The sequence below is a fragment of the Chitinophaga sp. 30R24 genome (genome assembly GCF_049056765.1).
Lineage (GTDB): Bacteria > Bacteroidota > Bacteroidia > Chitinophagales > Chitinophagaceae > Chitinophaga.
Window position 1 is genome coordinate 500,908 of sequence record NZ_JBJGXX010000002.1, and the last position, 25,401, is coordinate 526,308.

At 44.4% G+C, this 25,401-nt stretch carries 26 protein-coding genes and 3 tRNA genes; 17 read left to right on the plus strand and 12 right to left on the minus strand.

Annotation, left to right across the window (positions count from 1 at the left end; all coding sequences use genetic code 11):
* The first annotated feature begins 73 nt into the window (after window positions 1–73).
* The 3 genes from pepT to ACDQ55_RS08705 all read left to right on the plus strand — a co-directional run bounded on the left by pepT (window position 74) and on the right by ACDQ55_RS08705 (window position 2,631).
* A complete protein-coding gene (pepT, locus tag ACDQ55_RS08695) occupies window positions 74–1,321 on the plus strand; it encodes a peptidase T (RefSeq protein ID WP_420980979.1) in 1,248 nt (415 codons plus the stop codon).
* 183 nt (window positions 1,322–1,504) lie between these two features.
* Complete coding sequence (locus ACDQ55_RS08700; RefSeq protein ID WP_420980980.1) at window positions 1,505–2,221, plus strand: MotA/TolQ/ExbB proton channel family protein; 717 nt, start codon at window positions 1,505–1,507, stop codon at window positions 2,219–2,221.
* Window positions 2,222–2,232: 11 nt separating this feature from the next.
* A complete protein-coding gene (locus ACDQ55_RS08705; protein ID WP_420980981.1) occupies window positions 2,233–2,631 on the plus strand; it encodes an ExbD/TolR family protein in 399 nt (132 codons plus the stop codon).
* Window positions 2,632–2,669: 38 nt separating this feature from the next.
* On the opposite strand, the gene prmC is transcribed toward ACDQ55_RS08705, so the two are convergent.
* Window positions 2,670–3,524 (minus strand): peptide chain release factor N(5)-glutamine methyltransferase, encoded by an 855-nt coding sequence (prmC, locus tag ACDQ55_RS08710; RefSeq protein WP_420980982.1) that lies wholly within the window; start codon window positions 3,522–3,524, stop codon window positions 2,670–2,672.
* 97 nt (window positions 3,525–3,621) lie between these two features.
* Here prmC and ribD point away from each other — a divergent pair, with 97 nt between their 5' ends.
* Together ribD and ACDQ55_RS08720 are read left to right on the plus strand one after the other, a co-directional pair.
* The gene (gene ribD / locus ACDQ55_RS08715; RefSeq protein ID WP_420980983.1) at window positions 3,622–4,668 is read left to right on the plus strand and encodes a bifunctional diaminohydroxyphosphoribosylaminopyrimidine deaminase/5-amino-6-(5-phosphoribosylamino)uracil reductase RibD; all 1,047 of its coding nucleotides are present in this window, start codon (window positions 3,622–3,624) and stop codon (window positions 4,666–4,668) included.
* 9 nt (window positions 4,669–4,677) lie between these two features.
* On the plus strand, window positions 4,678–5,280 hold the full coding sequence (locus ACDQ55_RS08720; RefSeq protein ID WP_420980984.1) for an IMPACT family protein: 603 nt from the start codon (window positions 4,678–4,680) through the stop codon (window positions 5,278–5,280).
* Between the two features lie 69 nt (window positions 5,281–5,349).
* Here ACDQ55_RS08720 and ACDQ55_RS08725 read toward each other — a convergent pair whose 3' ends face one another.
* On the minus strand, window positions 5,350–6,234 hold the full coding sequence (locus ACDQ55_RS08725; RefSeq protein ID WP_420980985.1) for a 3-hydroxyacyl-CoA dehydrogenase family protein: 885 nt from the start codon (window positions 6,232–6,234) through the stop codon (window positions 5,350–5,352).
* A 112-nt stretch (window positions 6,235–6,346) separates the two neighbouring features.
* Window positions 6,347–7,015 carry a carboxypeptidase-like regulatory domain-containing protein gene (locus ACDQ55_RS08730; protein WP_420980986.1) on the minus strand — a complete coding sequence of 223 codons (669 nt, stop codon included), beginning with the start codon at window positions 7,013–7,015 and terminating at the stop codon, window positions 6,347–6,349.
* Between the two features lie 129 nt (window positions 7,016–7,144).
* On the opposite strand from ACDQ55_RS08730, the gene ACDQ55_RS08735 reads away from it, so the two are divergent.
* The 3 genes from ACDQ55_RS08735 to pyrF all read left to right on the plus strand — a co-directional run bounded on the left by ACDQ55_RS08735 (window position 7,145) and on the right by pyrF (window position 9,989).
* On the plus strand, window positions 7,145–8,242 hold the full coding sequence (locus tag ACDQ55_RS08735) for an Mrp/NBP35 family ATP-binding protein (RefSeq protein WP_420980987.1): 1,098 nt from the start codon (window positions 7,145–7,147) through the stop codon (window positions 8,240–8,242).
* Between the two features lie 77 nt (window positions 8,243–8,319).
* A complete protein-coding gene (locus ACDQ55_RS08740; protein WP_420980988.1) occupies window positions 8,320–8,946 on the plus strand; it encodes an FMN-binding negative transcriptional regulator in 627 nt (208 codons plus the stop codon).
* 221 nt (window positions 8,947–9,167) lie between these two features.
* Complete coding sequence (gene pyrF / locus ACDQ55_RS08745) at window positions 9,168–9,989, plus strand: orotidine-5'-phosphate decarboxylase (protein ID WP_420980989.1); 822 nt, start codon at window positions 9,168–9,170, stop codon at window positions 9,987–9,989.
* 41 nt (window positions 9,990–10,030) lie between these two features.
* Here the strand turns inward: pyrF and ACDQ55_RS08750 are convergent, their stop codons facing one another.
* Entirely contained in the window at window positions 10,031–10,468 is a 438-nt protein-coding gene (locus tag ACDQ55_RS08750) for a YciI family protein (protein WP_420980990.1), read from the minus strand.
* Between the two features lie 154 nt (window positions 10,469–10,622).
* Here ACDQ55_RS08750 and ACDQ55_RS08755 point away from each other — a divergent pair, with 154 nt between their 5' ends.
* Together ACDQ55_RS08755 and ACDQ55_RS08760 are read left to right on the plus strand one after the other, a co-directional pair.
* Window positions 10,623–11,801 carry an acyl-CoA dehydrogenase family protein gene (locus ACDQ55_RS08755; RefSeq protein WP_420980991.1) on the plus strand — a complete coding sequence of 393 codons (1,179 nt, stop codon included), beginning with the start codon at window positions 10,623–10,625 and terminating at the stop codon, window positions 11,799–11,801.
* Between the two features lie 40 nt (window positions 11,802–11,841).
* Complete coding sequence (locus ACDQ55_RS08760) at window positions 11,842–12,873, plus strand: FAD:protein FMN transferase (protein ID WP_420980992.1); 1,032 nt, start codon at window positions 11,842–11,844, stop codon at window positions 12,871–12,873.
* Window positions 12,874–12,946: 73 nt separating this feature from the next.
* Here ACDQ55_RS08760 and ACDQ55_RS08765 read toward each other — a convergent pair whose 3' ends face one another.
* The 5 genes from ACDQ55_RS08765 to ACDQ55_RS08785 all read right to left on the minus strand — a co-directional run bounded on the left by ACDQ55_RS08765 (window position 12,947) and on the right by ACDQ55_RS08785 (window position 17,839).
* Entirely contained in the window at window positions 12,947–13,567 is a 621-nt protein-coding gene (locus tag ACDQ55_RS08765) for an outer membrane beta-barrel protein (RefSeq protein WP_420980993.1), read from the minus strand.
* 32 nt (window positions 13,568–13,599) lie between these two features.
* Complete coding sequence (locus ACDQ55_RS08770) at window positions 13,600–14,238, minus strand: DUF4136 domain-containing protein (RefSeq protein ID WP_420980994.1); 639 nt, start codon at window positions 14,236–14,238, stop codon at window positions 13,600–13,602.
* A gap of 675 nt (window positions 14,239–14,913) precedes the next feature.
* Window positions 14,914–16,164 (minus strand): DUF2130 domain-containing protein, encoded by a 1,251-nt coding sequence (locus tag ACDQ55_RS08775; RefSeq protein WP_420980995.1) that lies wholly within the window; start codon window positions 16,162–16,164, stop codon window positions 14,914–14,916.
* 342 nt (window positions 16,165–16,506) lie between these two features.
* Window positions 16,507–16,593 (minus strand) — tRNA-Leu (locus ACDQ55_RS08780).
* 97 nt (window positions 16,594–16,690) lie between these two features.
* Window positions 16,691–17,839, minus strand: a complete 1,149-nt coding sequence (locus ACDQ55_RS08785) for a sensor histidine kinase (RefSeq protein WP_420980996.1) — start codon at window positions 17,837–17,839, stop codon at window positions 16,691–16,693.
* A 118-nt stretch (window positions 17,840–17,957) separates the two neighbouring features.
* On the opposite strand from ACDQ55_RS08785, the gene ACDQ55_RS08790 reads away from it, so the two are divergent.
* The 4 genes from ACDQ55_RS08790 (at window position 17,958) to ACDQ55_RS08805 (ending at window position 19,814) form a co-directional block, all read left to right on the plus strand.
* Window positions 17,958–18,977, plus strand: coding sequence for a glycosyltransferase family 2 protein (locus tag ACDQ55_RS08790; RefSeq protein WP_420980997.1), 1,020 nt, complete (start codon window positions 17,958–17,960; stop codon window positions 18,975–18,977).
* Between the two features lie 97 nt (window positions 18,978–19,074).
* On the plus strand, window positions 19,075–19,275 hold the full coding sequence (locus ACDQ55_RS08795; RefSeq protein ID WP_420980998.1) for a hypothetical protein: 201 nt from the start codon (window positions 19,075–19,077) through the stop codon (window positions 19,273–19,275).
* Window positions 19,276–19,641: 366 nt separating this feature from the next.
* Window positions 19,642–19,717: transfer RNA gene (locus tag ACDQ55_RS08800), tRNA-Gly, on the plus strand.
* A gap of 24 nt (window positions 19,718–19,741) precedes the next feature.
* A tRNA-Gly gene (locus ACDQ55_RS08805) sits at window positions 19,742–19,814 on the plus strand.
* An 81-nt stretch (window positions 19,815–19,895) separates the two neighbouring features.
* Here the strand turns inward: ACDQ55_RS08805 and ACDQ55_RS08810 are convergent.
* Together ACDQ55_RS08810 and ACDQ55_RS08815 are read right to left on the minus strand one after the other, a co-directional pair.
* The gene (locus tag ACDQ55_RS08810) at window positions 19,896–21,071 is read right to left on the minus strand and encodes a hypothetical protein (RefSeq protein WP_420980999.1); all 1,176 of its coding nucleotides are present in this window, start codon (window positions 21,069–21,071) and stop codon (window positions 19,896–19,898) included.
* Window positions 21,058–22,056, minus strand: coding sequence for a DUF2157 domain-containing protein (locus tag ACDQ55_RS08815; RefSeq protein ID WP_420981000.1), 999 nt, complete (start codon window positions 22,054–22,056; stop codon window positions 21,058–21,060). Before ACDQ55_RS08815 ends, ACDQ55_RS08810 begins: the two co-directional genes overlap by 14 nt.
* A 514-nt stretch (window positions 22,057–22,570) precedes the next feature.
* Between ACDQ55_RS08815 and ACDQ55_RS08820 the strand changes: the two genes are divergently transcribed.
* On the plus strand, window positions 22,571–22,864 hold the full coding sequence (locus ACDQ55_RS08820; protein WP_420981001.1) for a GNAT family N-acetyltransferase: 294 nt from the start codon (window positions 22,571–22,573) through the stop codon (window positions 22,862–22,864).
* A gap of 129 nt (window positions 22,865–22,993) precedes the next feature.
* Here ACDQ55_RS08820 and ACDQ55_RS08825 read toward each other — a convergent pair whose 3' ends face one another.
* Window positions 22,994–23,494, minus strand: coding sequence for an OmpH family outer membrane protein (locus tag ACDQ55_RS08825; protein ID WP_420981002.1), 501 nt, complete (start codon window positions 23,492–23,494; stop codon window positions 22,994–22,996).
* A 323-nt stretch (window positions 23,495–23,817) separates the two neighbouring features.
* Here ACDQ55_RS08825 and ACDQ55_RS08830 point away from each other — a divergent pair, with 323 nt between their 5' ends.
* Together ACDQ55_RS08830 and ACDQ55_RS08835 are read left to right on the plus strand one after the other, a co-directional pair.
* Window positions 23,818–24,393, plus strand: coding sequence for an RNA polymerase sigma-70 factor (locus ACDQ55_RS08830; protein ID WP_420981003.1), 576 nt, complete (start codon window positions 23,818–23,820; stop codon window positions 24,391–24,393).
* 10 nt (window positions 24,394–24,403) lie between these two features.
* Complete coding sequence (locus ACDQ55_RS08835) at window positions 24,404–25,390, plus strand: FecR family protein (protein ID WP_420981004.1); 987 nt, start codon at window positions 24,404–24,406, stop codon at window positions 25,388–25,390.
* The last annotated feature ends 11 nt before the right edge of the window (window positions 25,391–25,401 follow it).

The window sequence follows — 25,401 nt, forward strand, 5'->3', positions numbered from 1 at the left end:
GATATGGTGAAGAGAGGTGAAACAGAAAAATCTACGGCAGGGCTGTATAATTGATTTTCCTTACGTTTGCAATATGTTTACAAATTACTCATACACAGTCGACAAGCGCTTTATGCGCTACGTACAGATAGATACACAATCTGATCCCACCAGCACTACTTTTCCTACCACAGAAAAGCAGAAAGACCTTTCCCGTTTGCTGGTAAAGGAATTACATGAAATAGGCATTACTGATGCAGAAATGGACGAATATGGTTATGTATATGCCACCATTCCGGCTAATACAGATAAAGCAGTACCGGTTATTTGCTTTTGCTCTCATGTGGATACATCGTCTGACAGTAGCGGTACAGGTGTAAAGCCTATTGTGCACCACCAGTACGATGGCGGTGATATTGTATTGCCAGATAACGAAACGGTGGTGATCCGTGCGAAGGAGCATCCTTACCTGGCCAGTAAAAAAGGAGACGATATTATTACTGCCAGCGGCACCACGCTGCTGGGAGCAGACGATAAGGCAGGCGTAGCAGAAATCATGGATGCAGCCAACTATCTGATGACGCATCCGGAAGTAAAGCATGGCAAAATCCGGATTTTATTCACCCCAGATGAAGAAGTGGGTCGCGGTGTGGAGAAAGTGGATATGCAGCGCCTGGGCGCCGATTTTGGCTATACCATGGATGGCGGGGAATTAGGATCACTGGAAGATGAGAATTTTTCTGCCGATGGCGCCCGTATTACCGTATATGGTATCAGCGCGCATCCCGGCGCCGCCAAGGATAAGCTGGTAAGCGCTATTAAGATAGCAGGAGAAATCGTAGCGGCGTTACCGAAAGACAGTTTGTCGCCCGAAACAACAGAAGACCGTGAAGGCTTCATCCATCCGGTGCGTACACAGGGTACAGTAGAAAAAACAGAGATCGATTTTATTATTCGCGACTTTGAAACGTCTAACCTGGAAGCTCATGAAACCTATCTGCGCCGGCTGATGGAAAAAGTAGTGGCCGGATATCCCGGTGCAAAGGCTACCCTGAAAGTAACAGAGCAGTACCGCAATATGAAAGAAGTGTTGGTGAACCATCCGGAGGTAACGGCTAATGCGGCGGAGGCAATACGCCGTGCGGGAGTGCAGCCACTGAGGATGAGTATCCGTGGTGGTACAGATGGTTCCCGTTTGTCGTTTATGGGATTACCTTGCCCTAATATTTTTACCGGGGAAATGGCGCTGCATAGCAAGTATGAATATGTGAGTATACAGGATATGCAAAAAGCCGTACAAACTATCGTATATCTGGCACAAGTTTGGGAAGAGAAGGCGTAAAGTTAAGTAAAAGTAGGGCCGCTTTAGGGAAACTTGTAGCAGGTTTTGGGATAGGCGTTTACTTTAGGGAACATCGGTGTATACAGGTGTGCTTTGCCGCTTTGCATGCAACATTCGCAAATATTTTATTATTTTAACCGTTTATAGTAGTGTTCTACTTACGCACCCGTTAAACTATAGTTCATGTTGTTAGGTTTTATTACATTATTACAGGATTCTTTATTACTTCCCAAAGCAGATACGGTGGCACAGGGCATATCTGCCGCCCCGGCCGCGCCACCGCAGATCCATCTTATCGATATGCTCATGAAGGGAGGCGTGCTGATGATCCCATTGGGCATTTTGTCGTTGATAGCAGTGTATGTATTTGTGGAAAGGGCTATTACTATTGCTAAAGCAGGTAAGATACCTGATAACTTTATGCCAATGATCCGTGATCAGATCACTACCGGAAATATGCAGGGCGCCCGCTCGCTGGCAAAGAACACGCTCGGACCTATTGCCCGTATGATAGAGAAAGGAATCCAGCGTATAGGTAAGCCAATCGACACGATTGAAAAGTCTATGGAAAATGTGGGTAAACTGGAAATCTACCGGATGGAAAAAAACCTGGTGATCTTGTCTATCATCGCAGGTATTGCCCCTATGTTCGGGTTTCTTGGTACGATTGCCGGTATGATCCAAACCTTCTTTAACATCTCTGTTACTTCTGACATTACATTGGGCACTATTGCCGGAGGTATCTATGTAAAAATGGTTACTTCTGCCACCGGTCTGATTATCGGTATTGTGGCTTTTATTGGTTACAGCTACCTGAATGCGCAGATCGATAAGGTTGTTAACAAGATGGAAGGTGCTTCCGCAGAGTTTATTGATATTTTGCAGGAACCTACCCGCTAAATCCACCCATTATGAATTTAAGCAGACGAAATAAGCGGCAGGTGGAAATGCACAACTCCGCATTGAACGACATCCTATTTATATTGTTGTTATTCTTTTTGATTGTTTCCACATTGGCCAACCCCAATGTGATCAAGCTGATGTTGCCCAAAGCAAAGAGTAACACCAAGGCTAAGCAAACGGTAGTAGTGAGCATCAATGATAAACGCGAATTTTTTGTAGGTACTAGCAAGGTACCTTTCGATCATTTAAAACAGGCGTTGGCGCCTGCTATCGGCAATGAAAAAATAGATCCTACTATTGTTATTAATGCCGAGAAATCTGTTCCTGTGGAAGATGTGGTGAACGTGATGGAAGTAGCCAGGGAAATGGGTGCTAAAGTGGTGTTGGCTACCGCCCACAAGCAGTAAGCTATTGGCAGCCGATTACTGGCTGCCAATAGCCATAGTTATGGTCTTTTCCCCTTTACCATCCTGTCTTTCCCGAACATATCCTGTTTTAAAGTCACTTCCTGGAATCCTAGCTGTTCCATGAGGACCACTACTTCTTTTCCTAAAGCTTCGTTGATTTCAAAATAAAGGGCGCCACCTGGCAGGAGTTTTTCCCTGGCCATCAGGGAAATGTGGCGGTAAAAGAGCAAGGAGTCGTTGTCTGGTACAAAAAGGGCTAACGAAGGCTCTGCACCCCATACCAACCGGGATATGATTTGTTGCTCGCTTTGTGTAATATAAGGCGGGTTGCTGACAATCAGGTCGAAGGAGGGAAGGGTGGCCATCTCTTGCGGATTAAGGGCATCCAATTGCAAAAAGTTTACCTCCAGTCGTTGACGGATGGCATTGCGGCGGGCCACTTCCAACGCGCCTTCACTCACATCCAAAGCGGATACCTGGGCATCTGGCAATGATTTCTTCAGGGCCAGCGGAATGCATCCGCTGCCGGTGCCTACATCGAGTATGTGTAGGCGGTGCCGGTGGGCGGCGTCTTGCACCATCCATTCCACCAGTTCCTCTGTTTCGGGCCGGGGAATCAACACCTGGTTATTAACGAAAAGCTCCATGCCATAAAACCAACTGGTGCCGGTGATATATTGTACCGGCTCATGGTGTTGTAAGGCTTCAATGGCTTCTTTAAGCCGTTGATTTTGTTCGGGAGAGAGGATCTTGGTTTTATGTACAATGCGATCCAGTTTGCTCATGCCCGTGAGGTACTCCATGATAATGTGTGCTATATTGGCGGCTTCCCGCTCATCGTACAATTCACTGATGGCGCCTGTAATATAGGTAAAGGCCGTTTGTATTGTCAATTTATATAGTTTAAAGAATATAATCCGGAAAATGCAGCCATGGGGTTTCCATGGGCAAAAACGGTAAATTTGCAAAATTATTACTTAGCTGGCGATTATGGATAGCACACTCAATGATTTTTTTATGCAGCGCTGCCTGGAGCTGGCAGCCATGGGGGCTGGCCATGTAGCGCCTAATCCTATGGTAGGCGCGGTACTGGTACATCAGGAACGTATCATTGGAGAAGGCTATCATCAACAATACGGCCAGGCCCATGCAGAAGTGAACTGTGTGAACAGCGTACGGGAAGAAGACCGTTCATTGATACCGCTGTCTACTATGTATGTAAGCCTGGAACCTTGTGCCCATCACGGTAAAACGCCACCTTGTGCGGATCTGATTGTGGCACAGGGAATCAAGGAAGTGGTGATAGGCTGTGTGGATACTTTTTCTGCCGTTGCCGGCAAAGGCATAGAGAAACTTAAACAAGCAGGCGTACATGTACACATTGGTATGCTGGAAGCAGCTTGCAGAAAGATCAACCGGCGCTTTTTCACCTTTCATGAAAAAAAACGCCCTTATATTGTATTGAAGTGGGCACAAACCAGTAATGGCCTCATTGCAGGTACAGATGGCGCTCCGGTGAAGATATCCAACGAATACAGCAACCGCCTGGTGCATAAATGGCGCAGTGAGGAAATGGGCATATTGGTAGGCACGCGTACGGCTATATTAGACAATCCCCAACTGAATAACCGGCTGTGGACCGGTAAACACCCCATACGGTTGGTGATAGACCGGGAGCTGAAAGTGCCCCGTTCCCATCACCTTTGGGATGGTAGCATTCCTACCATTTTTATTACTGCGGCAGCAGCGGAAATGCATGGTCTCACGGATGCCATCCGGGTAGATTTTCAGCAGGCATTATTACCGCAATTGCTGCACCAGTTGCATCAACGGCAGGTGCAAAGCATATTGGTGGAGGGCGGCAGTTATTTGTTGCAGCAGTTCATTGAAACCGGTTTATGGGATGAAGCCAGGGTGATAACAGGAGCTACTGTGCTGCCGGAAGGACTGGCTGCGCCAGTGCTAACCAAGGCTGTTAAAATACACCGTCTCGAACTCGCAGGCGATTATATTGATTTTTACAAGCAGGCGCATTAAATGATATTGATGGAGGTATATTTTACAATTGATAAAACCGCTGTAGCAGAGTTTAAAGATAGAGGGAGTAAGTTCCTGGCCTACGCTTTTCCTGTTAAAACACCGGAAGCAGTGAAAGAATGTTTGGCAGAAGTAAAGAAAGAACATCCCAAGGCCACGCATCATTGCTACGCTTACCGCCTGGGTACCGGTGGAATGCAATTCAGGGCCAGTGATGATGGCGAACCATCGGGTACTGCAGGTAAGCCCATCCTGGGACAAATAGACAGTAAACAGTTGACGGATGTACTGATCATAGTGGTGCGTTATTTTGGGGGAAGCCTGTTAGGCGTGCCCGGCCTGATCAATGCGTATAAAATGAGTGCTGCTATGGTATTGCAACTGATTCCTGTAATACAGAAAAACATAGAAGTGCAATACCAGTTGAGTTTTGATTATACTATTATGAACGATGTAATGATGGTCGTAAAACAAAACAATTGCACCGTGGTGTCGCAGGAATTACAACTGTTCTGTGAAATGGTAATCGGTATTCCCAAGTCTGGAGAAGAGCTTTGCTTACTCCGTCTTAAAGATATTTACGGGTTGGAGATCAGAAAAGTGAAAGCATAATTTTCATCTGTATCCTGAAAATTAGCTGTTAGCAGGGAAGCTACCAGCAACTGGCAGCTTCCCTGCTAATTAGAACCGGTTGCTTACTACCAGCTCTTTACTGCCGGGTGTGTATTTATAAAATCCTTCTCCGCTTTTTACTCCCAGGTAACCGGCGGTTACCATGTTTACCAGGAGCGGGCAGGGGGCGTATTTAGGGTTGCCAAAGCCATTGTGTAATACCTGCAGGATCGAGAGGCATACATCAAGTCCTATAAAATCGGCCAATTGCAAGGGCCCCATAGGATGAGCCATACCAAGTTTCATGACGGTATCAATTTCAGCCACACCGGCTACGCCCTCAAATAGGGAGTAGATGGCTTCGTTGATCATGGGCATCAGGATGCGGTTGGCAATGAAGCCTGGATAATCGTTAACCACACAAGGTACTTTCCCCAATTTTTCAGCCAGGGTGATGATGCTGTTAGTAACGTTTTTATCAGTAGCATAGCCGTTGATGATTTCCACCAGTTTCATGACTGGTACAGGGTTCATAAAATGCATGCCGATTACCTTACCGGGGCGTTTGGTGGCCGCTGCAATTTTTGTAATGGAAATAGAAGACGTATTGGTAGCCAGGATGGCATCTGCTGGTGCATGCTGGTCGAGATCCTGGAATATTTTGAGTTTCAGCGATATGTTTTCCGTTGCGGCTTCTACCACCAGCGACACCTCTTTTACGCCTGCAGGCAGGTCTGTTTGCAGGGAGATATTACCGATGGTAGCTGTTTTTACCGCTTCTGTAATTGTTCCCTTGATCACCTGGCGATCGAGGTTAGCGGTGATGGTTTGCAAGGCTTTCTCCAGGGCTGGCGCTGATACGTCGATCAGGTTTACGGCATAACCGTGTTGGGCAAATACATGGGCAATACCATTTCCCATGGTACCTGCGCCAATTACCGCAATTTTTTGCATGGTGTAGTGATTTGTGAATCGCTAATTTAAACAAAAGAATTACGTCTCACGAATTGTTATTCGTAAGTGAAGTAGTTTTTCGGCGGTAATGAAATTGTCTGGAAAAATTATGTTAGTATTCCCCGTAGCTATCGTCTTTCCGTTTAAAGTCGCCACGTTTCCAGGCCTGGATAAATTGAGCCCATGCCAGCGGGTTAAAAATGTTCTGTGGAGGCGGTTGGCCTGCGTAATAAAGGCTCTGGGCCTGTTTGTTGAGGTATTGGTTAACGCCTTCCCGTCCGTCGATGGGAATATACCTGGCCATGGCACGTAGCCGGGCGTTATTGGTATTTTTCCGCGCTACTTCGTAGGCATCGTCCGGGATGTCCATGGTGGCAAAGGCGCGTTCAAATTCTTCTTTGGAAAGATAGGGTTTGATGATGGTTACCGGCAGGTAAGTGGTATCTTCCACCATCAGTTGTATCAGGGAAAAGCTATTTCCTTTGACGTCGGGCGGTACCCGGTAGTTTTTATGTTTAAAGCCCACTGCGCTGAAAGAGAGGGTATCTCCCTTAAATACTACAATGGAAAATATACCAGATTTGTTGGAGATGGTTCCTCTGCCCTGGCCCCTTACCATGATGCTTACCGCAGGAATGGCCCGCAGGCTGTCTGCCGTCATGGTAATACCTGAAATCTGAATAACGCTGTCTCTGAATTCCGCAATCTGAGCTTTCAACAGGAAAGGAGATAGGAGGAGGATCAGTATAAGTAACAGTATGTGGGATCTTTTATGATGCATGCCGGCCCTAAGATATAAAAATTTAATTACGTGTTTCTCCTTGCAGTTGATCTTCTGCTAAGATGAAATTGTAAATTAAATCCCAATTGGGTTAACTTTGCTTCCTGGATTCAAAATTAACAACAATTTATGATCACGAAAGAGCAGGTTTTAAAGGCCCTGAGCAACGTAGAGGAGCCGGATCTGGGGAAGGATTTGGTTACGCTGAACATGGTGAAAGATATAGAGATCGATGGTAATAAAATAAAATTTACAGTCGTTCTTACCACGCCGGCTTGTCCGTTGAAGGACTTGATCCGGAACGCTTGCATGAATGCCATTCATATGCTGGTAAGCAAAGAGGCGGAAGTGGATATTGTGATGACCGCCAATGTAAACACTAAACGTACTGGTGGCCAGGGTGTATTGTCGAAGGTAAAGAATATCATCGTGGTGGCCTCAGGTAAAGGCGGGGTAGGTAAGTCTACGGTGGCTGCCAATCTGGCCCTTGCGCTGGGCCGCGATGGCGCCAAGGTAGGATTGATGGACGCAGATATTTACGGACCTTCCGTGCCAATTATGTTTGGGCTGCGTGGAGAAAGGCCACTGATGGTAAATGTAGATGGTAAGGGCATGATCCAGCCGATTGAGAAATATGGGATCAAGGTAATGTCTATCGGCTTGCTGATTGACGAAAGGCAAGCAGTAGTTTGGCGTGGCCCTATGGCTAGTAGCGCATTGCGGCAGTTTATCACGGATGTGTACTGGGATGAACTGGACTACCTGATCATTGATATGCCGCCTGGTACCGGCGATATTCACCTCACCCTGGTACAAACGGTACCTGTTACGGGTGCGGTGATTGTTACCACTCCGCAGGATGTGGCACTGGCAGATGCCAAAAAAGGGATCGCTATGTTCCAGGGATCACAGATCAATGTGCCTATCATTGGCCTGGTAGAAAATATGGCTTATTTCACGCCTGCAGAATTGCCGGATAACAAGTACTATATTTTTGGTAAAGAAGGGGGCAGGAAACTGGCCGAAGAGCTGGAAATTCCTTTCCTGGGCCAATTGCCGCTGGTACAAGGTATCCGTGAAGGTGGCGATACCGGTGTTCCTGCTATGGCCGGAGATGATAAGATAACCCGTAAGGCTTTCCTGGATATTGCCGGAGCCGCCGCCCGCAGCATTGCGATGCGTAACGCCAATATAGCGCCTACCAAGATTGTAGATATCATCGTATAGTTTTTTACCAGGGATAAAGCCGGCCGGGAGATACCGCCGGCTTTATCCCTGTTTTTTTGCAACTAGCATCCTTGTATATGTATACTCCATCACTCACCAGAGAAACCAACTGGGATACTATCGCCGCTTTTATCCGGGAACATGGTTTTGGTTTATTGATCAATGTAGATGATGCAGGCACTCCCCATGCCACGCATTTGCCCCTCGCTTTAGTGGAAAAAACTCCCGGAAATTTTGTGTTGCACGGACATGTCGCCAAGGTAAACCCCCAATGGCAGTGGTTTGGCAATGGTGAAACACTGGCTGTTTTTTCAGGAGAACATGCCTATATTTCATCTTCCTGGTATGAAAAAGGAAAGATACCTACCTGGAATTATATGGCCGTTCATATTCATGGTTCGGTGAGGATACAGGAGGAGGCAGAAGTGGCCGCCGCCCTGGAAGCGTTAATGGATCATTATGAGGCCGCTTCCGCCTGCCCGGTGCATATCAGCGAAATAGATGAAAAAACGTTCCGGAATAATGTAAATGCCATTGTAGGATTTGAACTTACTGTAAAGGAAGTAAATGCCAATTATAAATTAAGTCAGCATAAAGAGGATAAAGACTATTTCAGTGTGATCGACCATTTGAAGGCCCTGGGTGATGAGCATTCGCTGGTAGTAGCAGCTGCCATGGCAGCGCGGCGGTCATCTGCAAAATGACCCGCATTTTTTGTCGCAGGTTTTGATGCGGATAATCACAAAAAGGAATATCTTTAATTATTCCTCGTATGCATGAGTATGTTTGGTATTGTAGGTAAACCACAGCTACTACAGTGAATTTTATATAAAAACGTTGTTTTCAATTACAGGTAATCATAATATATTTAAAGCCGCGCCGATGTTTAAGTTTTGCTTAACTTTGCGCCCCAAATTAACCGACTATGAATCGACAGGAATTGGTGAATCTGATTAAGGAGAAGCAATCCTACTTATGTGTAGGGTTAGATACAGACATACAAAAGATTCCAAAACACCTGCTTTCTCATGCAGATCCGGTGTTTGCCTTTAATAAGGCGATTATTGATGCTACCAAAGATCTGTGTGTAGCTTATAAAATTAATACGGCCTTCTACGAATGCATGGGTATCCGTGGTTGGGAAACGTTACAACGTACTGTAGAATATATTCCTTCCGGTATCTTCACCATTGCAGATGCAAAGCGTGGTGATATTGGCAATACGTCTACCCAATACGCCAAAACATTTTTCGAGACTTATCAGTTCGATGCTGTTACCGTGGCGCCATATATGGGGAAAGACAGTGTAGAACCGTTCTTGCAGTTTTCTGAGAAATGGGCGATCCTGTTAGGGCTTACTTCCAACGAGGGCAGCCAGGATTTTCAGATGTTGCAGGTCAAAGACGAGTTTCTTTTCGAAAAAGTGTTGAAAGCAGGTATAGAATGGGGTACTCCCGATAACCTGATGTTTGTGGTAGGCGCTACGCAGTCTTCCCAGCTAAGGCATATCCGTAAGTTGGCGCCAGATCATTTTTTCCTGGTACCGGGCGTAGGTGCGCAAGGCGGTAGCCTGGAAGAAATTTCTACCCAGGCAATGAACCGCGATTGTGGCTTGCTGGTAAATGCCAGTCGCGCTATTATTTATGCCGGCAACGGAGAAGATTTTGCCGTTGATGCCAGAAGGGTGGCCCTGGAATACCAACAGGAGATGGCTGGTTACCTCAACAAAGCTATTGCTGCCGTATAAATTTTTTTCCGGAGAAGATGAACCATCTTCTCTGGAAAAATTTACCTGAATACGCAATTCCTTACCGTGTACCACGGTTTTACCTCAAATCTCAGCCTGCCCGATGTTATTGCGGGGTCCTGATTAATCAGGGAAATCACTTCCAGGCTATCTCCACAATTCATAATAAGTATACCACGCAGGTCATCATCTTTACTAAAAGGACCAGCTACGAGCAATTGCCCGGCAGCGGCTAGCTTGCTGAGGTGATTGAGGTGCGCGTGCTGGATCTTTTCTGTGTTGGTAGTGTCCTGGTTGCGTTGCCGTCCTTTTCGCAGGAAAACCATCCAATACCGTTTTAGCTCCGCAGACTCGCCAGGGTTAACTTGGGCGGATAACGTTCCGGGGGTAACGGAGTGAAAGGAAGTAGGGTGAAAGGATAATATCACAATGACTATAAATCCCAATAGCAAAAGCGCAGGTATAACTTTGCTTGCCATATGCCTAATATTTAAATGGAAGTTACAAACTTGTCTTGAAATAACGTGTTTTTCCACTGCTCTTTTTTGCAGTGAAAATGCGCCGAAAAGCCGGCTAAAAAAGGTTTTCTGGTAACCCTGTAATTCCTTATATTGAGAAGTAAACCTGTAATGAATGCAACAAGATCTGTTTCAATCCCCTGATTATTTTTCGGTAGATGATTTACTGAAAGAAGAGCATTTAATGATCCGTCAGGCAGTACGGCAATGGGTAAAGCAAGAAGTGTCTCCTATCATAGAGGATTATTGTCAGCAAGCGGTGTTTCCCAAACAGTTATTAAAAGGCCTGGGCACACTGGGCTGTTTTGGGCCTACTATCCCGGAAGCATATGGTGGTGGGGGATTGGATCATATTGCTTATGGTTTGATGATGCAAGAGCTGGAGCGGGGCGATAGCGGTATCCGGTCTACCGCTTCAGTACAGGGGTCTTTAGTCATGTACCCGATTTATATTTTCGGCAGCGAGGTGCAGAAACGGCATTATCTGCCCAAATTAGCCACGGGAGAGATGATGGGTTGTTTCGGGTTAACGGAGCCGGATCATGGCTCTAATCCGGCTGGAATGCGTACCAGCTTCAAAGATGCAGGTGATCACGTGCTATTAAACGGAGCGAAGATGTGGATTTCCAATGCGCCTTTTGCGGATATTGCCGTGGTATGGGCAAAAGACGAAGGCGGTATCATACATGGGCTAATTGTGGAACGGGGCATGGAAGGTTTCTCCACTCCGGAAACCAAAGGGAAATGGAGTTTAAGGGCCAGCGCTACGGGAGAGCTGGTATTTGATCAGGTGAAGGTGCCGAAAGAAAATATTTTGCCAGGCGTTAAGGGATTAAAAGGGCCTTTAACCTGTTTGTCGTCTGCCCGTTATGGCATCGCCTGGGGAGCTATTGGCGCTGCCATGGATTGCTATGATGCTGCCTTGCGTTATGCACAGGAGCGGGTGCAATTTGGAAGACCGATTGCTGGTTTCCAACTTACCCAGAAAAAACTGGCGGAAATGATCACCGAAATCACTAAAGCACAGTTGCTCAATTGGCGTTTGGGCGTACTCAAAAATGAGGGGAAGGCTACATCTGCCCAGATTTCCATGGCTAAACGGAATTCCTGTGAAGTAGCTGCCAATATTGCCCGCAATGCCCGAAGCATCCTGGGAGGAATGGGTATTACAGGAGAATTCCCTATCATGAGGCATATGATGAACCTGGAAAGCGTAATGACCTATGAAGGCACACATGAAATACATCTGCTGATTACCGGGCATGATATTACCGGGCTGGACGCTTTTAAATAGCGGCTATTAGCTTTATGGGTATTTTTTCCTATTTTTCTGCATGAACAGATTTTTAATAGCCATCGTTCTGATGGTTACTACAATTGCCCATATTACCATTACCAACGGGCAATCGTTGCCGGCCCTGAAACTGATGGCCTGTGAGGGAAAGGCCCAGGGCACTTATTACATCGTAAAATATTTGTCTGCGGATACTACGTCTTTGCAAGGCAGTATCGATTCTATTTTTGCAGTGATAGATCAATCCCTTTCTTTATATAAGCCGGGTTCTGCCATCAACCGTTTTAATGAAACCGGTCAGGTGCAAATGGATGAGCATATGAAAGCCGTTGTGCAGCAGGCTCTGTTTACTTATAAGGCTACTGGCGGTTTGTTTGATATTACGGTGAAGCGCCTGGTATATTTGTGGGGCTTTGGCGTTACCAGGCCTTCTTTTAAAGGCGTACCGCCGGCAGATAGCATCCGGCAGGCTTTGTCGTATACAGGTAGCCGTTACTTGCGGGTAAAAGAAAACCAGTTGTATACGTTAAAAAAGGGAGTGCAGATAGATTGTAATGGCATCGCCCAGGGATATACGGTAGATGTGCTGGGCGCGTTTTTAGCTAGCCGGGGAATTGATAATTATTTGGTAGACGTAGGCGGGGAGCTTTGCGCGAAAGGGCATAATCATCAACATAAAGTATGGAGCGTAGGGATAGAAAGACCTTCTCCGGGCGATACGGCTTACGAGCCGGTACAGGGATTGGTAAGGCTGCCAGGCAAGGGAATTGCCACCAGTGGTAACTACCGGCGTTTCTTCGACCAGGGGCGTACCCGTTTTGCACATACTATTCATCCGCTTACCGGTGTGGCATTACATAACAATATTATCAGCGTAACGGTAATTGCCAAAGATTGTTTCACTGCAGATGCTTTTGACAACCCACTGATTCTTATGGGCGTGGATAAAGGAATTGCTTTTGTGGAGCAGCATCCCGAATATGGATTGCAAGCTATGTATATCTATAGGGATGTGGAAGGAACAATCCGGGAGAACTTCAGTAAAGGGTTTAAACAATACATGGAGTTCTAAAAAAATGTCCCGTCCGCATAAACGAACGGGACCCATCCTCACACTTGCTCTGAATATGGATAAAAAACGAATACTAATAAATATGCAATTTTAGTCCCACATTCCACTGGAAGCTACTAAAGTTGCTGATATCGCCATAGCTGTAAGGGGCGTAGTTATAGCGTGCATTTGCATTAAACATCAGCGGGGAACCTTTGCCGAAAGGCACGTTAATGCCTATTTCAGGACTTACAAGGAATTGCCAGCTACCGTCTTTATCTACAAACTGTCCCCAGTACTTTTCATAATTCATATGTGCAGTACCAACGCCTACCATTAGGTAGGGTAATACCGGCATGTCTTGTTTTAAGAAAGAATAGCTGACGGTAGCCTGGATGGGAATAACTTCCAGGGTACGTGTTTGTACGGCAGAAACATCACCTTGAGCATCATGATATACAGCGCGTGGTAGCCGCTGGTAGAAGTCCTGGTAACCAGAGCGTAGTCCAACAGCCCATTGATCGTTAAACATGTATTGTATGCCTGCGCCCCAGCCACGGAAGCTGGTTTTATTCGAATAGTCCTTTAGTGAGCCCAGAGGTGTTCCAATAGCGTAATTACCATCTATCGACAAAGGGGGGCGAATCTGCGCATTGGCTGCCTGAACGGTTAAGCAACCTGCAAGGATCAATATCCAGTTTCTAATCTTTTTCATCTTCCTGTCAGTTTAAAAGTTCAAGAACAATATTATCGGGTTTTACTCAGGTAGGGCGACTGACTAAATGAGGCTTGTACCATTTGATCTATGTTGTTGGTATCCCATACGCCAGTGCCTCTCCAGAGGGAGTTCCAAACAGCGGTCAGTTGATTGTTTTTGGGGTTTTTTAGATCAAACAGATCGATGGCTACTTGTTTATCATTTACACGGTACACTACGTAATAAGAAGGCCAATACCATCCAACGCCAGGGTAGCCCCAGTAGCCGGGGGTCCAGTAGCCTCCGCCTCCCCACCATCCAGGGGTCCAGGTGACGGAGTTATAAGAATTGTTGATACGGGTTAAGTTTACCGCCAGATCTGGTTTGGCAGCCCTACTAACGAGTGTGTACCCACGTTGTTGCATAGCAGCAGTTACTGATGCAATCAGTTTTTTGTCATAATCAGTCAGCTGCTTGGTGGCAGAGTCTCTCGTGCTTGTTAATACCGCCACCGAATCTACTATGCTAAAGGTAGAGTAAGCCGTAAAGTTTGCTGTGCTGTCGTGATTGGTAATGTAGATCCTCGACTCTTCATTGGTCATGTGGTCTAATGGATCTTTTCGGCAGCTGTTGAATGAAACCATCGCTACCACTGCAGCAGCGGCAAATAAAGACAATGTTCTTTTCATATCCTCGCGTATTAATTAGAAAAAAGATGTTTAAGGTTTAATAATCCTTAAAGGTTTAATCATCATGAAATAAAAACAGGTTGGTAGTCCTGACTTTGCTGTTTCGATGTTGCTTTTTAGTTTCCGTGTTACTTTACCTTTTAACGGTTTAGATGGATGATTGTTACAAGAAGTTTATGAGATGATTGTTAATGAAATCTTAAAGTAATGTTGGTTAACAAATACAGATATTAACGAATGAATTTTAGAATTATGGATCTTTTTTTTAATTCAATTTAGTTGGGTGGATCCCTCAAATAGGGATACTATCTATACCCAACTCACAGGTAGCTTTTACATTGCGCAGGTTGTTATTTGTATATACTGTTAGTGCATACCAGTAAAGCAATAGCTCATAAAGCGCTATTGCTGTTTTGGGCAATTTTTCTTTGCCGGGTCTACAATGCTATCAGATAATTGCAGTGATGGGTAAAGAGCCCCCTGCGTGGGGGATCTTTCACGTAATCAATTGGTGGGTATACAAATAAAATTGTTTGCTTTGTTTTAACTGCTGAAGGATGTTAATAGTTATATTCTATAATTTGGTGCGGATGTTTTCGGCATAGGAATGATTTCCCAGGTTGAAGCGGATTGTCTTAACCGGTTGAAGTAGGAGTGCCTGTATATAAAAAATAATTATTCCAACACTTCATCAGGTGTGGCATCTTCCAATAGTTGCAGATCTACTGAGTCGTTGCCTGCAATGCCTTCAATGGAACCTTTGATGTGTGCTGCGTTGAGCAATACTTTTTCCAGTTGTTTTTCCCTTGATTTCCATAATTTCTCCATGGCATCCCGTTCTTTTTGGATAGATAACCGCATCGACATAAATCCTTCCCGGATGGCTTTCCATTGCTCTGCGAACTCACCGCCGGTAAGGTATTCATAGAGCATATGCATTTTATCGCCTTTATTTTCCTGCGAGCGCAGTTTTGTGGAAACTTTTATGATGCCGTCTCGCAGCACATAAGCCAATGCTTTTACTTCTGCAAAAGTACAGATCCAGATGCCTTCTTTTTCACCGAAGCGCTCCATGTCTCTCGGCATGGTTTGGGTAACGAGTATAGCTACTTCCACACCCTGGCTACGCATGTCTGCTTTTAGTTTTTCTATCCATTCCCTGGTGAATTCTTTGGTACGTTTGCTTTCATAAATGATACGGCCACATTCCTGTCCGTATTGGTTGCGGACCATCTGTATACAATCTGCGCCACGTACGCCTTTGCCTACCGGCATTACTTCATCGAAGGGGAAATGATGGCGCAGCATTTCTTCCAGCACCAGTTCCTGCACTTCACCCTGGAGTTGCATAGAACCTTGTTCTGCCTTGCGTTTCATTTCGTCTGCCAGTTTGCGTTGGTCTTCCAGTTGTTTTTCGAGTTCGCGCAGGCGGAGTTGATATTCCGTATCTTTAAGTACGTTGCGGTCGGCTTCTTCTTTACGGATTTTATCTGCCAGCTCTGTACGTGCTTCCAGTAATTTTTTCTGCAGATTAATTTCCAGTTCTTCTTCTTTGCTTTTCAGCGCTTGTTCTTTGCGGAGAAATTCCAGTTCCTGGCGGCGGGCCTCTTTCAGTTTTTCTTCCTGTTCCTGATTGGTGGTTTTCAGCATAGATAACTGGTTATCCATGTCGGCAGTAATGGATTTACGGAGTTCTTCCTCCATAGTTTCCCGGAGCTGTTTTTTTTCTGCCAGTACGCGTTTGGTTACTTCTTCTTCCTGTTGTTGTTTCAGCGTTTCTATCTGGCGGCGTTCCTGCGCCATTTTGTTTTTTTCGGAAAGGAGGGAATCTTTTTCGTCTTGAAGAGATTTGAGGCGCCGGCGCCATTCATCTTCCAGTTTTCCCCGCATTTCTTTTTCTATATCTGCTGCGAAAGCATCCTCCATGACAAACTGGTGTTTGCAATTAGGACAGGTGATCGATGTGCCCATAGTATGTATCTCAATAAAAATTACGTAAAGATAGGGGATTGCCTGTCTTATAATAAAAAAAGGAAGGAGTTTGAAGGTCCTTCCTCATTCATCAACATGCAGAACAAACAATAGCAATGGTTTTCCGGGGTTATAATACGATCGGAGTATGTATGTAAATTGATGAATAATTGTTATTGAGATGTTAAGGAGGGGTTAGGAAATTGTTAAGTGTGGAAACACGTTGGTAAAGAATTTTGGTTCCTTTTAGGTATATAACAAAAGAAGACCCGCTCTCAGAGCAGGTCTTCTTTTTGTTGGTGCGAAGGAGGAGATTCGAACTCCCAAGCCCTTTCAGGCACTACCACCTCAAAGTAGCGCGTCTACCAATTTCGCCACCTTCGCATCTGGTAGAATGGGGTGCAAAAATAATGGCTTTTTTAAAATTAGCAAATTTATTTATTCAATATTTTAAAAAATGTTTTGCAGGGTGTTGTTTTACCTATTTTCTAAGCACTATCCGGAAAACGCTTCCTTTGTTCAGTTCCGACGACTTTACATATAGCCTTCCCCGGTGGTATTCTTCTACGATACGCTTGGCCAGGGAAAGGCCCAAGCCCCATCCTCTTTTTTTTGTGCTGAATCCGGGTTTGAACACTTTTTCGAAGTTCATTTTAGAGATACCTTTACCGGTATCGGCTACATCTATGGTGATAAAAGTAGGATAGTTTTCTATGGTGATATCAATTTTTCCCTTCCCTTCCATAGCGTCCAGGGCATTTTTCAGGAGGTTTTCCACTACCCAGTCGAACAGTGGTGGGGAAATCATGGCGGGTAGTTCTTCTTCGGAGCTGTGTACGGTGAGCTGTACTTTCTGGGGCGCTCTTTTGCGGATATAGTTAGTCATGTTCTGTATCTGTTCTACAACGTCTTTTTCTTCCAGTTTGGGTACGCTGCCTATTTTGGAAAAGCGGTCGGTGATCAGTTTAAGGCGGTCTACATCTTTAGAAAGCTCGTTAACGATGGTAGCATTGGATTCGTTTTCCCGTAACAGTTCCAGCCAGGCTTCTATGGAAGACAGCGGGGTGCCCAATTGGTGGGCGGTTTCTTTGGCCAGGCCTACCCATACCTGGTTTTGGGTAGCGCGGTTGGTGCTGGACAGGGCAAAGAGTACAATACCAATAAACAGTGTTACTACAATAAGCTGTACGTAGGGGTAATAGCGTATTTGCCGGAGGATGAGGGAGTCGCCGTAGTAGATGTAATTATATAATTTTTGGGTGGCGTCTACCTCCATAATGAAAGGTGGATGCTGTTGCTTAAAGGCTTGTAACTCATTTTTCAGGTACCGTGGGTCGTTTTTGATGCGCAGGGAATCCAGGTTGCGGGAATCCAGGATATTGCCTGTTTCATCTGTTAATATGAGCGGAATGGTGGTGTTATTGGTAACAATATCCACTGCCAGGTTAAGGTTGGCGTCTGTTCCGGCTTGTAACAGTTCCCGGTTGGCTTCTACCCAGGTGGCTACTTTTTTTCTTTCTTCCTCTTGAATATTTCTGGACAGATTGCTAACAAACCAGATAGTAGTGCCTATGATAAGCACTGCTAGTGAGGCCAGTACAAATTTCCATCCGATATATTGTTTAAACATACTTCTAATATAGGCCATATTTGGCTTTCCTTATTCGGGAATGATTCGTAAATATTAAAATCCTTTGTTGCATATTTGCATCTCAAAAATAATTGTTCACGCATAAACGTAATATCAGTTGCCCTTATTGCCATCAGTAGCAGTTGTTATTTTAAATTGGAATGGAAGGTCTTTCCTGGAGAAGTTTCTGCCATCAGTTTGCCGTTCTACCTACGGCAATCTGCAGCTGGTATTGGCTGATAATGCATCTACAGACGACAGTGTGGCATTCGTAGAGCAGTATTATCCCCAGATACGCATTATCCGGAACCCTGGCAATGATGGATTTGCTGGCGGTTACAATGATGCTTTACCCCATGTGCAAGCAGATATTTTTGTATTACTTAACCAGGACGTAGAAGTGGAACCTGGCTGGATAGAGCCGGTGGTGGCCCTGATGCAGCAAGATCCCCGGATAGCTGCCTGCCAACCTAAAATGCGGGCCTATCTGCAGCCGGATGAATTTGAATATGCCGGCGCCGCAGGTGGCTGGATGGACATCCTGGGATATACATTCTGTCGCGGACGTATCTTGTATACCACAGAAAAAGACAGGGGGCAATACAATGATGTGCAGGACATTTTTTGGGCAACTGGTGCCGCGTTGTTCATCCGGTCTTCCTGTTTTTTTGAAGTAGGTGGTTTTGATCGCGACTTTTTTGCGCATATGGAAGAGGTAGACCTTTGCTGGCGGTTGCAGCGCGCAGGTTACCGGATTTGCTACTGCCCTGATTCCCAGGTGTTTCACGTAGGAGGTGGTAGCTTGCCCCAGGGGAATCCGCGCAAACTGTATCTTAACTTCCGCAACAACCTGATGATGTTATGGAAAAACCTGCATAGCGAAGACCGGTGGATTGTGCTGACGCAACGTTTTTTCCTGGATATCCTGGCAGGAGTGAAAAGCCTCATTGCTGGTAAACCCAAAGATATGAGGGCTATTTGCCGCGCTTATCGCGATTATATTCGCTGGCGCCACAAATATGTGAAAAAAGACCAGTTGCCAGAGAGGAAGCTGCTGACTATGACCGGTGTATTTCATGGTATTATGATCTGGCGGTATTATTTCCTGCGGCATAAAAAATTCTCGGAATTAGTATAAGGTGTAAAAGAAATCCTGCGGGCATTGAAATATATGCTGATGAAAATTCGAAAATTTCAAAATATTATGTAGGTTTGCAACCGGAAATAAACTGATTATGGAACAGAATACAGTAGAAAATAAAAATGATATTACCTTAGATAAGGTTTCCCGCTCCCGCTGGCTGTTTTACGTACAATTGTTTTGTATAGTAATGTTTATGCTGGGTGGTTGCTATAATCTTTACAAACATAAGTATCCTGGTAAACCAGACGTAAAGGTTCAGGAAAGCTCACTGTATAATCCAAAATATAAGTAAGCTACAGCTTCAACATAATTATCCAGCCTCCTCCGGTTCCCGGTGGAGGTTTTTTATTTGGTGCCTGCCGGAGAGGGCCTGGTTACCGCTATAATGGCTGTAGTAGTGCGTATAGCTACGGCTACGGATACTTTGTAAATAAAAAATGTTACTTTTATTTCTCTTGAAATCCTTTACTGTATTGTATTTCAGCTAGTTGTTCTCAGTAGTCGGACAAAAAAATATAAAAAAGTTTCAAAAAAAATTTTGTGTTTTCAGTCCGTTTCCTATCTTTGCAATCCCAACGAAAAACGCCACAGGGCAAAGCAAACGAAGGAATGCTTATCGAAGGGAAAAGTGCTTATAATAAGAAAGTTTTTAACACCTGCGGAAGTAGCTCATTTGGTAGAGCACGACCTTGCCAAGGTCGGGGTGGCCGGTTCGAGCCCGGTCTTCCGCTCCATTTTATAAAGTTCTTAACACCTCTGCGGAAGTAGCTCATTTGGTAGAGCACGACCTTGCCAAGGTCGGGGTGGCCGGTTCGAGCCCGGTCTTCCGCTCTAAAGCCTGACTGATACAATCAGTCAGGCTTTTTTTATGCCTTTATGCGCGCACCTCTTTTGCCTGATCGCTGATTAACTTTAAAACTCTCCACTGGCACCTCCACCACCGCCGCTACCTTCACCCAAATGCAAGTCGTTATTATTTTGTGGCATATGGCTGCCAGGCGTAAAAGTTTGCGCAATGATCAGCGATTCGATCTGTACCTTATCCATGATGGAGGCTTCTTCATCTGGCTGGTAAGTAAAACCATGACGGGGCGTTTTCAGGTAACGGATCAAGGCCCAGGCTCCTGTAATCAATATCGCGCCGCCAATGATCATGGCGGTATCCAGCGGCAGCTCGCTATAGTAGTAGCGGATAGTGAATACAATGGCCGCTGTTAGCAACAGCCCCGTACGCAACAGGATGGTTGCTTTTTTGAGAATGCCGAAATAAATATAAACAAGTGGCACAGCAACTGTATATATCCAGAAGAACCAAGCCCCTGGAATGCTTTGCCCTTCAGGCAAATTCAGGTTAAAAAGCTTGTTGCCTAATTCCCTAACTACATAATAATTGCCTGCCAGATAGGCGGTGAGCAGTGTAAGTGCACTAAGCACCTGCAGGCAGGGTTGATAATGCCGGTAACGCAGGTTGCTCATCAATAGATGTACTATATACCAGGCGCTAAAAGAAAAGATAATGACGAGAAAAGGAATTATAGTACGTGTAGCCATTCCCGTGTTTACGGCTATATTAAAAATCAGGCTCAGAAAAGCCAGCCAGAACAGGCCTGCCAATATCCTGTCGGCATAACGGAGTGTAGCCAGTGCCGTTACAACCAGCTGTATCAGCGACCATAAAATGAAAGATGACGTACTGCTAAACAGCAGGCTATTGCCCAACAAAAGTGCTGCGCTCCATATGAGTGCATCATCCACACCGGCCTGGAAAAATTTTTTCTTCCGGATAAATAACTCCAATATTACCACACACAACAGCGCAGTAAATATAAATACGGTACTGATACCATTTCCTGTGCTGGTAAATCCTCCTGTAATAAGTGTAAGAAATCCCAGGGAAAAAGATACACAGATGCCGGTTAAGATAAACAGGCCAATCCGGATAATAGTGTTAGGCGTATAAAAATCAACTGGGTGCGCTACTGCAATCGTGCTAAAAGTAGTAGCGTCTATACAGTTTTTACGCAGTGCTTTAGCCATTTCCTCTCTGATCTCCAGGTTGTCTAGCGTTTGACCGTTATATGCCAGCATGTTTGAGTTTTTTATTGAGGAAAATTAATAATAGGATTACTGCTATGGCGGAGAAAATCATATACAACAGACCGATGTATATGACGTAGGTGCCGGGTTCCTTTATGGCCGCCAGTAAGAAGCCGATAACGATACTGAGTCCAACATAACTGTATAACACGGTGATCAGCAGAAAGTAAAAAGACCGCTCCCGGAAAGCCTGTATACCCAGATAGGCGGCTACTGCCGCGAGGAAAAGGAACCAGCCAAAATAGTTGTTATGGAACAAGCACATTGCCACTATACTGCTGATGAAAATAATATGTGCGCCGAAATTCCGGTAAGTAAAGGCGAAATGTTTTTTTAGGTTAAACACGGTCGACAGCAGGGCTAATGCCAGGAGGATACCGCCTAGTAAAAGCGCCATATATACATAGTGTTGGGCGTATATTTCCGTGCCGGAGCTAATACCGGAAAATACCCGGAGCGGAGTAACAGATACCCCCATCCAGGCTGCCAGATTGGTAATAGCTAGTGCAAGCACACCTATATGATCGAAATAGTAAGCACTTAACGATAGTATGGCCAGCGGGATAAAGGTGGCCAGTCCGTAAGTAGTACCGAAGGTATGGTACTGGTATTGCAGGTATCCGATGAAAGTAACGAAGGTAAGGCAACCTAACAGTAAAATATAATCGAAAAAGGCATTAGGTGAGCTTACTTGTTGCCAGGAAAAATCAGCTTTGGTACGGATGCAATAGAAGAAGCTGCCTGCACAAATAGCACCGGTGATCAGCAATATTACCTGATGGCCAATAGTGTCGATGTTTTTATAGATTAATACACCCAATCCTCCGCTGAGCAGTAATACCCCGATGTACAACAGGGTTTTTATTTCCCAGTGCAATGAAAACAGGCGGTGGCTGTTAGCGTTTTTTACAGCATGGAGGGCGTTGTTGTTGATAAGGCCCGCTGTATGCAATTGCTCGAATACTTGAGTGTTCATAGAGAAATGAGAAGAGGAATTAACCAATCTTTATAGTACTGCAATATACATCTGTATGGGGCATACCCTGCAAAAAATAAATAGAAATGCAGGGGTGGTATTTCCAGCAGCATGCTATAGGGTAGTGCTCACTGCTGCCATCCTGTTATGGCAAAAGTAAGCCGGTAGGCTTACTTTACGCATTTGGAGCAACAAACATGGATGAAATGCTAATCACTACAGTGTGGGAACATTTAACGGATGAAGATTTGGAAAAATTTATCCTCAGTGGGAGTATGTTTCACGTTAAGTATCCTGTTAAAGGCTTACCTACTAATAATTTTAAACATTAATTATTTTTAAATATGAATGTTTCACGATTTACTGCTATTTTCTTCGTATATTTACAGTTGGAATAAGCTTTTTTAGGGTATTTTAATACCAACCATGCTATCTTAAACAACATCGCTTCCCTATATCATCACACTTCCCCTAAGTACGCTACGCCAGACTTATGTATAAAAAACAACTGATCATGAAGGATTTTGAAATTATTGACAACAAAGAAGCCAGACAGTTCGAAGCCCATATAGCCGGACAGTTGGCCAAAGTAATTTATGAAAGAAATGGTAGCCGTATTTTTCTTACTGGAGCAGAAGTGCCGCCGGTACTGGAAAAACAAGGTGTATTGCCTGCCATGCTGGAAAAAGTAATGGAAGAAATCTCTGCACAGAACATCAGAATGGTACCTTCCAGCAAAAAAGTAGCAGAATTTGTACGTAGCCATCCACAGTGGAAATCCCTGCTGGCACATGGTTTACACATATAGTGTTTTTCATTTGACATTTAGTTATTTAATTATTTGCAGGTAACAGCTATTTGATGAATTAGAATGGCGGAAGGAAACAACAAACATTGATACCAGTCAAATAACTAAATAACTAAATCATCAAATGCCCTACCTGATACCCATCTTCTCTTTCACCGCCGTCATCAGGTCGTCGGTTGCTGCAGACACAAGTACCGCATCTCTGGAGTTATCAATCACTAACGTATAGCCCTTCTCGTTAGCTACCGTTTTTAAATTCTTTTTTGCTTTATCTAATATAGGCACTAATAATTGTTGTTCCCGTTCGGCGATGGTTTGTTCGGCCAGCTCTTTGTATTGTTGTATATGCTGTTGCGCCGTCTTGATCTCTGCGATCTTTACTTCTTGCATAGCCGGACTAAGCTTATTGCCGGTAGAATCAAACAGCTTTACTTTCCTGGTATACTCGTCTAGCAGTTGCTTTCCTTCCTGGTTTAATTTTTCCTGCAACATATTCAATGAGTCGTAAGCCAGTTTACTTTCAGGCATTACAGCAATTAACTGCTGTAAATTAATATAACCGGTTCTGGATTGGGCGGCTGTCATTAAATGTAACGACAGTAACAAGCTAAGTGTACAGATGTATTTCATTGCATATTTTTCTATCACAATATTAGCAGTCGAGTTGTGAAATATTCTTTAAGATGAATATAATATAATGTTAAAGTGACTAGAAAACTTAATATGCAAAAAAGGCCTCTGGGCCATTGTAAGCTACTGCTATTTATTTTATTTCATATTATTTAAAATTTTATAAATAGGAAAGTACGTAGCACCATTGTTAACAATTCTTTTAAAACCCGTATAATTTTTTTTCTCTTGCGTAGGGGTAAGCAGGTATAAAGGTGTCGTTTAATAAATCAGTTCAATTGGCAGAAGGAATTATATTTGGTGTTAGATATCAAACCCTGAGCATGGAATTTATTAGTCCGGATAACACTGTAGTACCGGAAAAGAAAACCTCTTTAACGTTTGAGCAAGTTTTTAAAACCTATTTTAAGGGTTTGCATGCCTATGCCTGTACTTTATTAAAAGATGAAGTGATGGCTGAAGAAATGGTGCAGAATGTATTTTGTAAACTATGGGAAAAGTCCGGCAATATAAACATTAATCAGTCTGTGTCGGGGTACCTTTACCGTGCTGTATACCACGAGTGTATTAATTACCTGCGGCACCAAAAGGTAAAAGCAACGCATCAGGCGTATACAAAATATCAGATGGGCAATGACCCGCAAACCGGCAACACATCCGGAAAAGTGATGCTACGGGAGTTGGAAGAAAAGTTGGATGCAGCTTTGCAGGCATTGCCTGAAAAATGCCGTACGGTGTTTCAATTAAGCCGTTTTGAAGAATTGAAATACCAGGAGATCGCCGATCGCCTGGATATCTCCATAAAAACAGTAGAAAACCAGATGGGCAAAGCTTTACGCTTGTTACGGCTTAACCTGGTAGATTTCCTGCCTTTGTTATTAATTTTGCTCCACCTGTAAAAATGCTTTTGTGAAAAAACAACCTGACCATATAAACGATGAACTGCTGGTAAAATACCTGTTGAATATCACAGATCCTACCGAAAGGGCTGCAGTAGCTGCCTGGCTGGTAGAGAAAGACGAGCATCAGCAGTATTTCGAACATTTCCGGATTATCTGGGAAGAAAGCAAAAAGCTTGCACCGCAAAGTACAGTAGATGAAAACGATGCCTGGGAACATTTCAAACAACGGGTAGGGGCCAACGAAAATACAACCCGTATTCTGCAGCTGGATTCCCGCCCTTATTCCTATCAAAGCTTCCTGCGTATTGCTGCTGTATTGCTGGTATTATTGGTGGCTGCCGGAGGCTGGTTTTTTTATCGGTTATATGCCGGTAGGCCTATGGAAATTGTTAGTTCCGGCACACAAATTAAACAAGGTACCTTACCCGATGGTTCTCAAATAATATTGAACAAGCAGTCTGCTATCGAATATGTTTATTCGAAGCATGAGCGTAAAGTAAAACTGGAAGGAGAAGCTTTCTTTAATGTAGCGCAAGACGCTGGAAAACCTTTTGTAATCAAGGTAAACGAAGTAACGGTTAAAGTGTTGGGTACCTCTTTTAATATTAAAAGCAGTTGCGATATAACAGAAGTGGTTGTAGAAACAGGCGCAGTAGAGGTGACTAAGAATAACAACAGCATCCGGCTGCAATCGCACGAAAAGGCCATTGTTACAGTGAATCAGGAGGCGCCCAGTAAAGAAAGCAACACCGACGAACTGTATAATTATTACCGCACGCAAACCTTTACATGCAATAATACACCCTTGTGGAAGCTGGTGGAAATCCTGAATGAAGCCTATGGTGTGAATATTGTAATTGCTGATAACAATAAACGCAACCTCCCGTTAAATGCCACTTTCCACAATAGTTCGCTCGACAGCACATTGAAGGTGATAGGGCTTACCTATGAGATTACGGTGGAAAAAAAGGGCGCGCAAATTATTTTAAAATAATCGTCTATCTG

Excerpts from the sequence above, each read along its gene's own strand:
- ACDQ55_RS08830 (WP_420981003.1), top strand. The coding sequence starts at position 23,818 with ATGGAATTTATTAGTCCGGATAACACTGTAGTACCGGAAAAGAAAACC.
- ACDQ55_RS08795 (WP_420980998.1), top strand. The coding sequence starts at position 19,075 with ATGGAACAGAATACAGTAGAAAATAAAAATGATATTACCTTAGATAAG.
- pepT (WP_420980979.1), top strand. The coding sequence starts at position 74 with ATGTTTACAAATTACTCATACACAGTCGACAAGCGCTTTATGCGCTAC.
- ACDQ55_RS08765 (WP_420980993.1), bottom strand. The coding sequence starts at position 13,567 with ATGAAAAAGATTAGAAACTGGATATTGATCCTTGCAGGTTGCTTAACC.
- ACDQ55_RS08760 (WP_420980992.1), top strand. The coding sequence starts at position 11,842 with ATGAACAGATTTTTAATAGCCATCGTTCTGATGGTTACTACAATTGCC.
- ACDQ55_RS08825 (WP_420981002.1), bottom strand. The coding sequence starts at position 23,494 with ATGAAATACATCTGTACACTTAGCTTGTTACTGTCGTTACATTTAATG.
- ACDQ55_RS08750 (WP_420980990.1), bottom strand. The coding sequence starts at position 10,468 with ATGGCAAGCAAAGTTATACCTGCGCTTTTGCTATTGGGATTTATAGTC.
- ACDQ55_RS08705 (WP_420980981.1), top strand. The coding sequence starts at position 2,233 with ATGAATTTAAGCAGACGAAATAAGCGGCAGGTGGAAATGCACAACTCC.
- ribD (WP_420980983.1), top strand. The coding sequence starts at position 3,622 with ATGGATAGCACACTCAATGATTTTTTTATGCAGCGCTGCCTGGAGCTG.
- ACDQ55_RS08740 (WP_420980988.1), top strand. The coding sequence starts at position 8,320 with ATGTATACTCCATCACTCACCAGAGAAACCAACTGGGATACTATCGCC.
- ACDQ55_RS08725 (WP_420980985.1), bottom strand. The coding sequence starts at position 6,234 with ATGCAAAAAATTGCGGTAATTGGCGCAGGTACCATGGGAAATGGTATT.
- ACDQ55_RS08700 (WP_420980980.1), top strand. The coding sequence starts at position 1,505 with ATGTTGTTAGGTTTTATTACATTATTACAGGATTCTTTATTACTTCCC.
- ACDQ55_RS08730 (WP_420980986.1), bottom strand. The coding sequence starts at position 7,015 with ATGCATCATAAAAGATCCCACATACTGTTACTTATACTGATCCTCCTC.
- ACDQ55_RS08720 (WP_420980984.1), top strand. The coding sequence starts at position 4,678 with ATGGAGGTATATTTTACAATTGATAAAACCGCTGTAGCAGAGTTTAAA.
- ACDQ55_RS08785 (WP_420980996.1), bottom strand. The coding sequence starts at position 17,839 with ATGTTTAAACAATATATCGGATGGAAATTTGTACTGGCCTCACTAGCA.
- ACDQ55_RS08755 (WP_420980991.1), top strand. The coding sequence starts at position 10,623 with ATGCAACAAGATCTGTTTCAATCCCCTGATTATTTTTCGGTAGATGAT.
- ACDQ55_RS08820 (WP_420981001.1), top strand. The coding sequence starts at position 22,571 with ATGAAGGATTTTGAAATTATTGACAACAAAGAAGCCAGACAGTTCGAA.
- ACDQ55_RS08815 (WP_420981000.1), bottom strand. The coding sequence starts at position 22,056 with ATGAACACTCAAGTATTCGAGCAATTGCATACAGCGGGCCTTATCAAC.
- ACDQ55_RS08810 (WP_420980999.1), bottom strand. The coding sequence starts at position 21,071 with ATGCTGGCATATAACGGTCAAACGCTAGACAACCTGGAGATCAGAGAG.
- ACDQ55_RS08735 (WP_420980987.1), top strand. The coding sequence starts at position 7,145 with ATGATCACGAAAGAGCAGGTTTTAAAGGCCCTGAGCAACGTAGAGGAG.
- pyrF (WP_420980989.1), top strand. The coding sequence starts at position 9,168 with ATGAATCGACAGGAATTGGTGAATCTGATTAAGGAGAAGCAATCCTAC.
- ACDQ55_RS08770 (WP_420980994.1), bottom strand. The coding sequence starts at position 14,238 with ATGAAAAGAACATTGTCTTTATTTGCCGCTGCTGCAGTGGTAGCGATG.
- ACDQ55_RS08775 (WP_420980995.1), bottom strand. The coding sequence starts at position 16,164 with ATGGAGGATGCTTTCGCAGCAGATATAGAAAAAGAAATGCGGGGAAAA.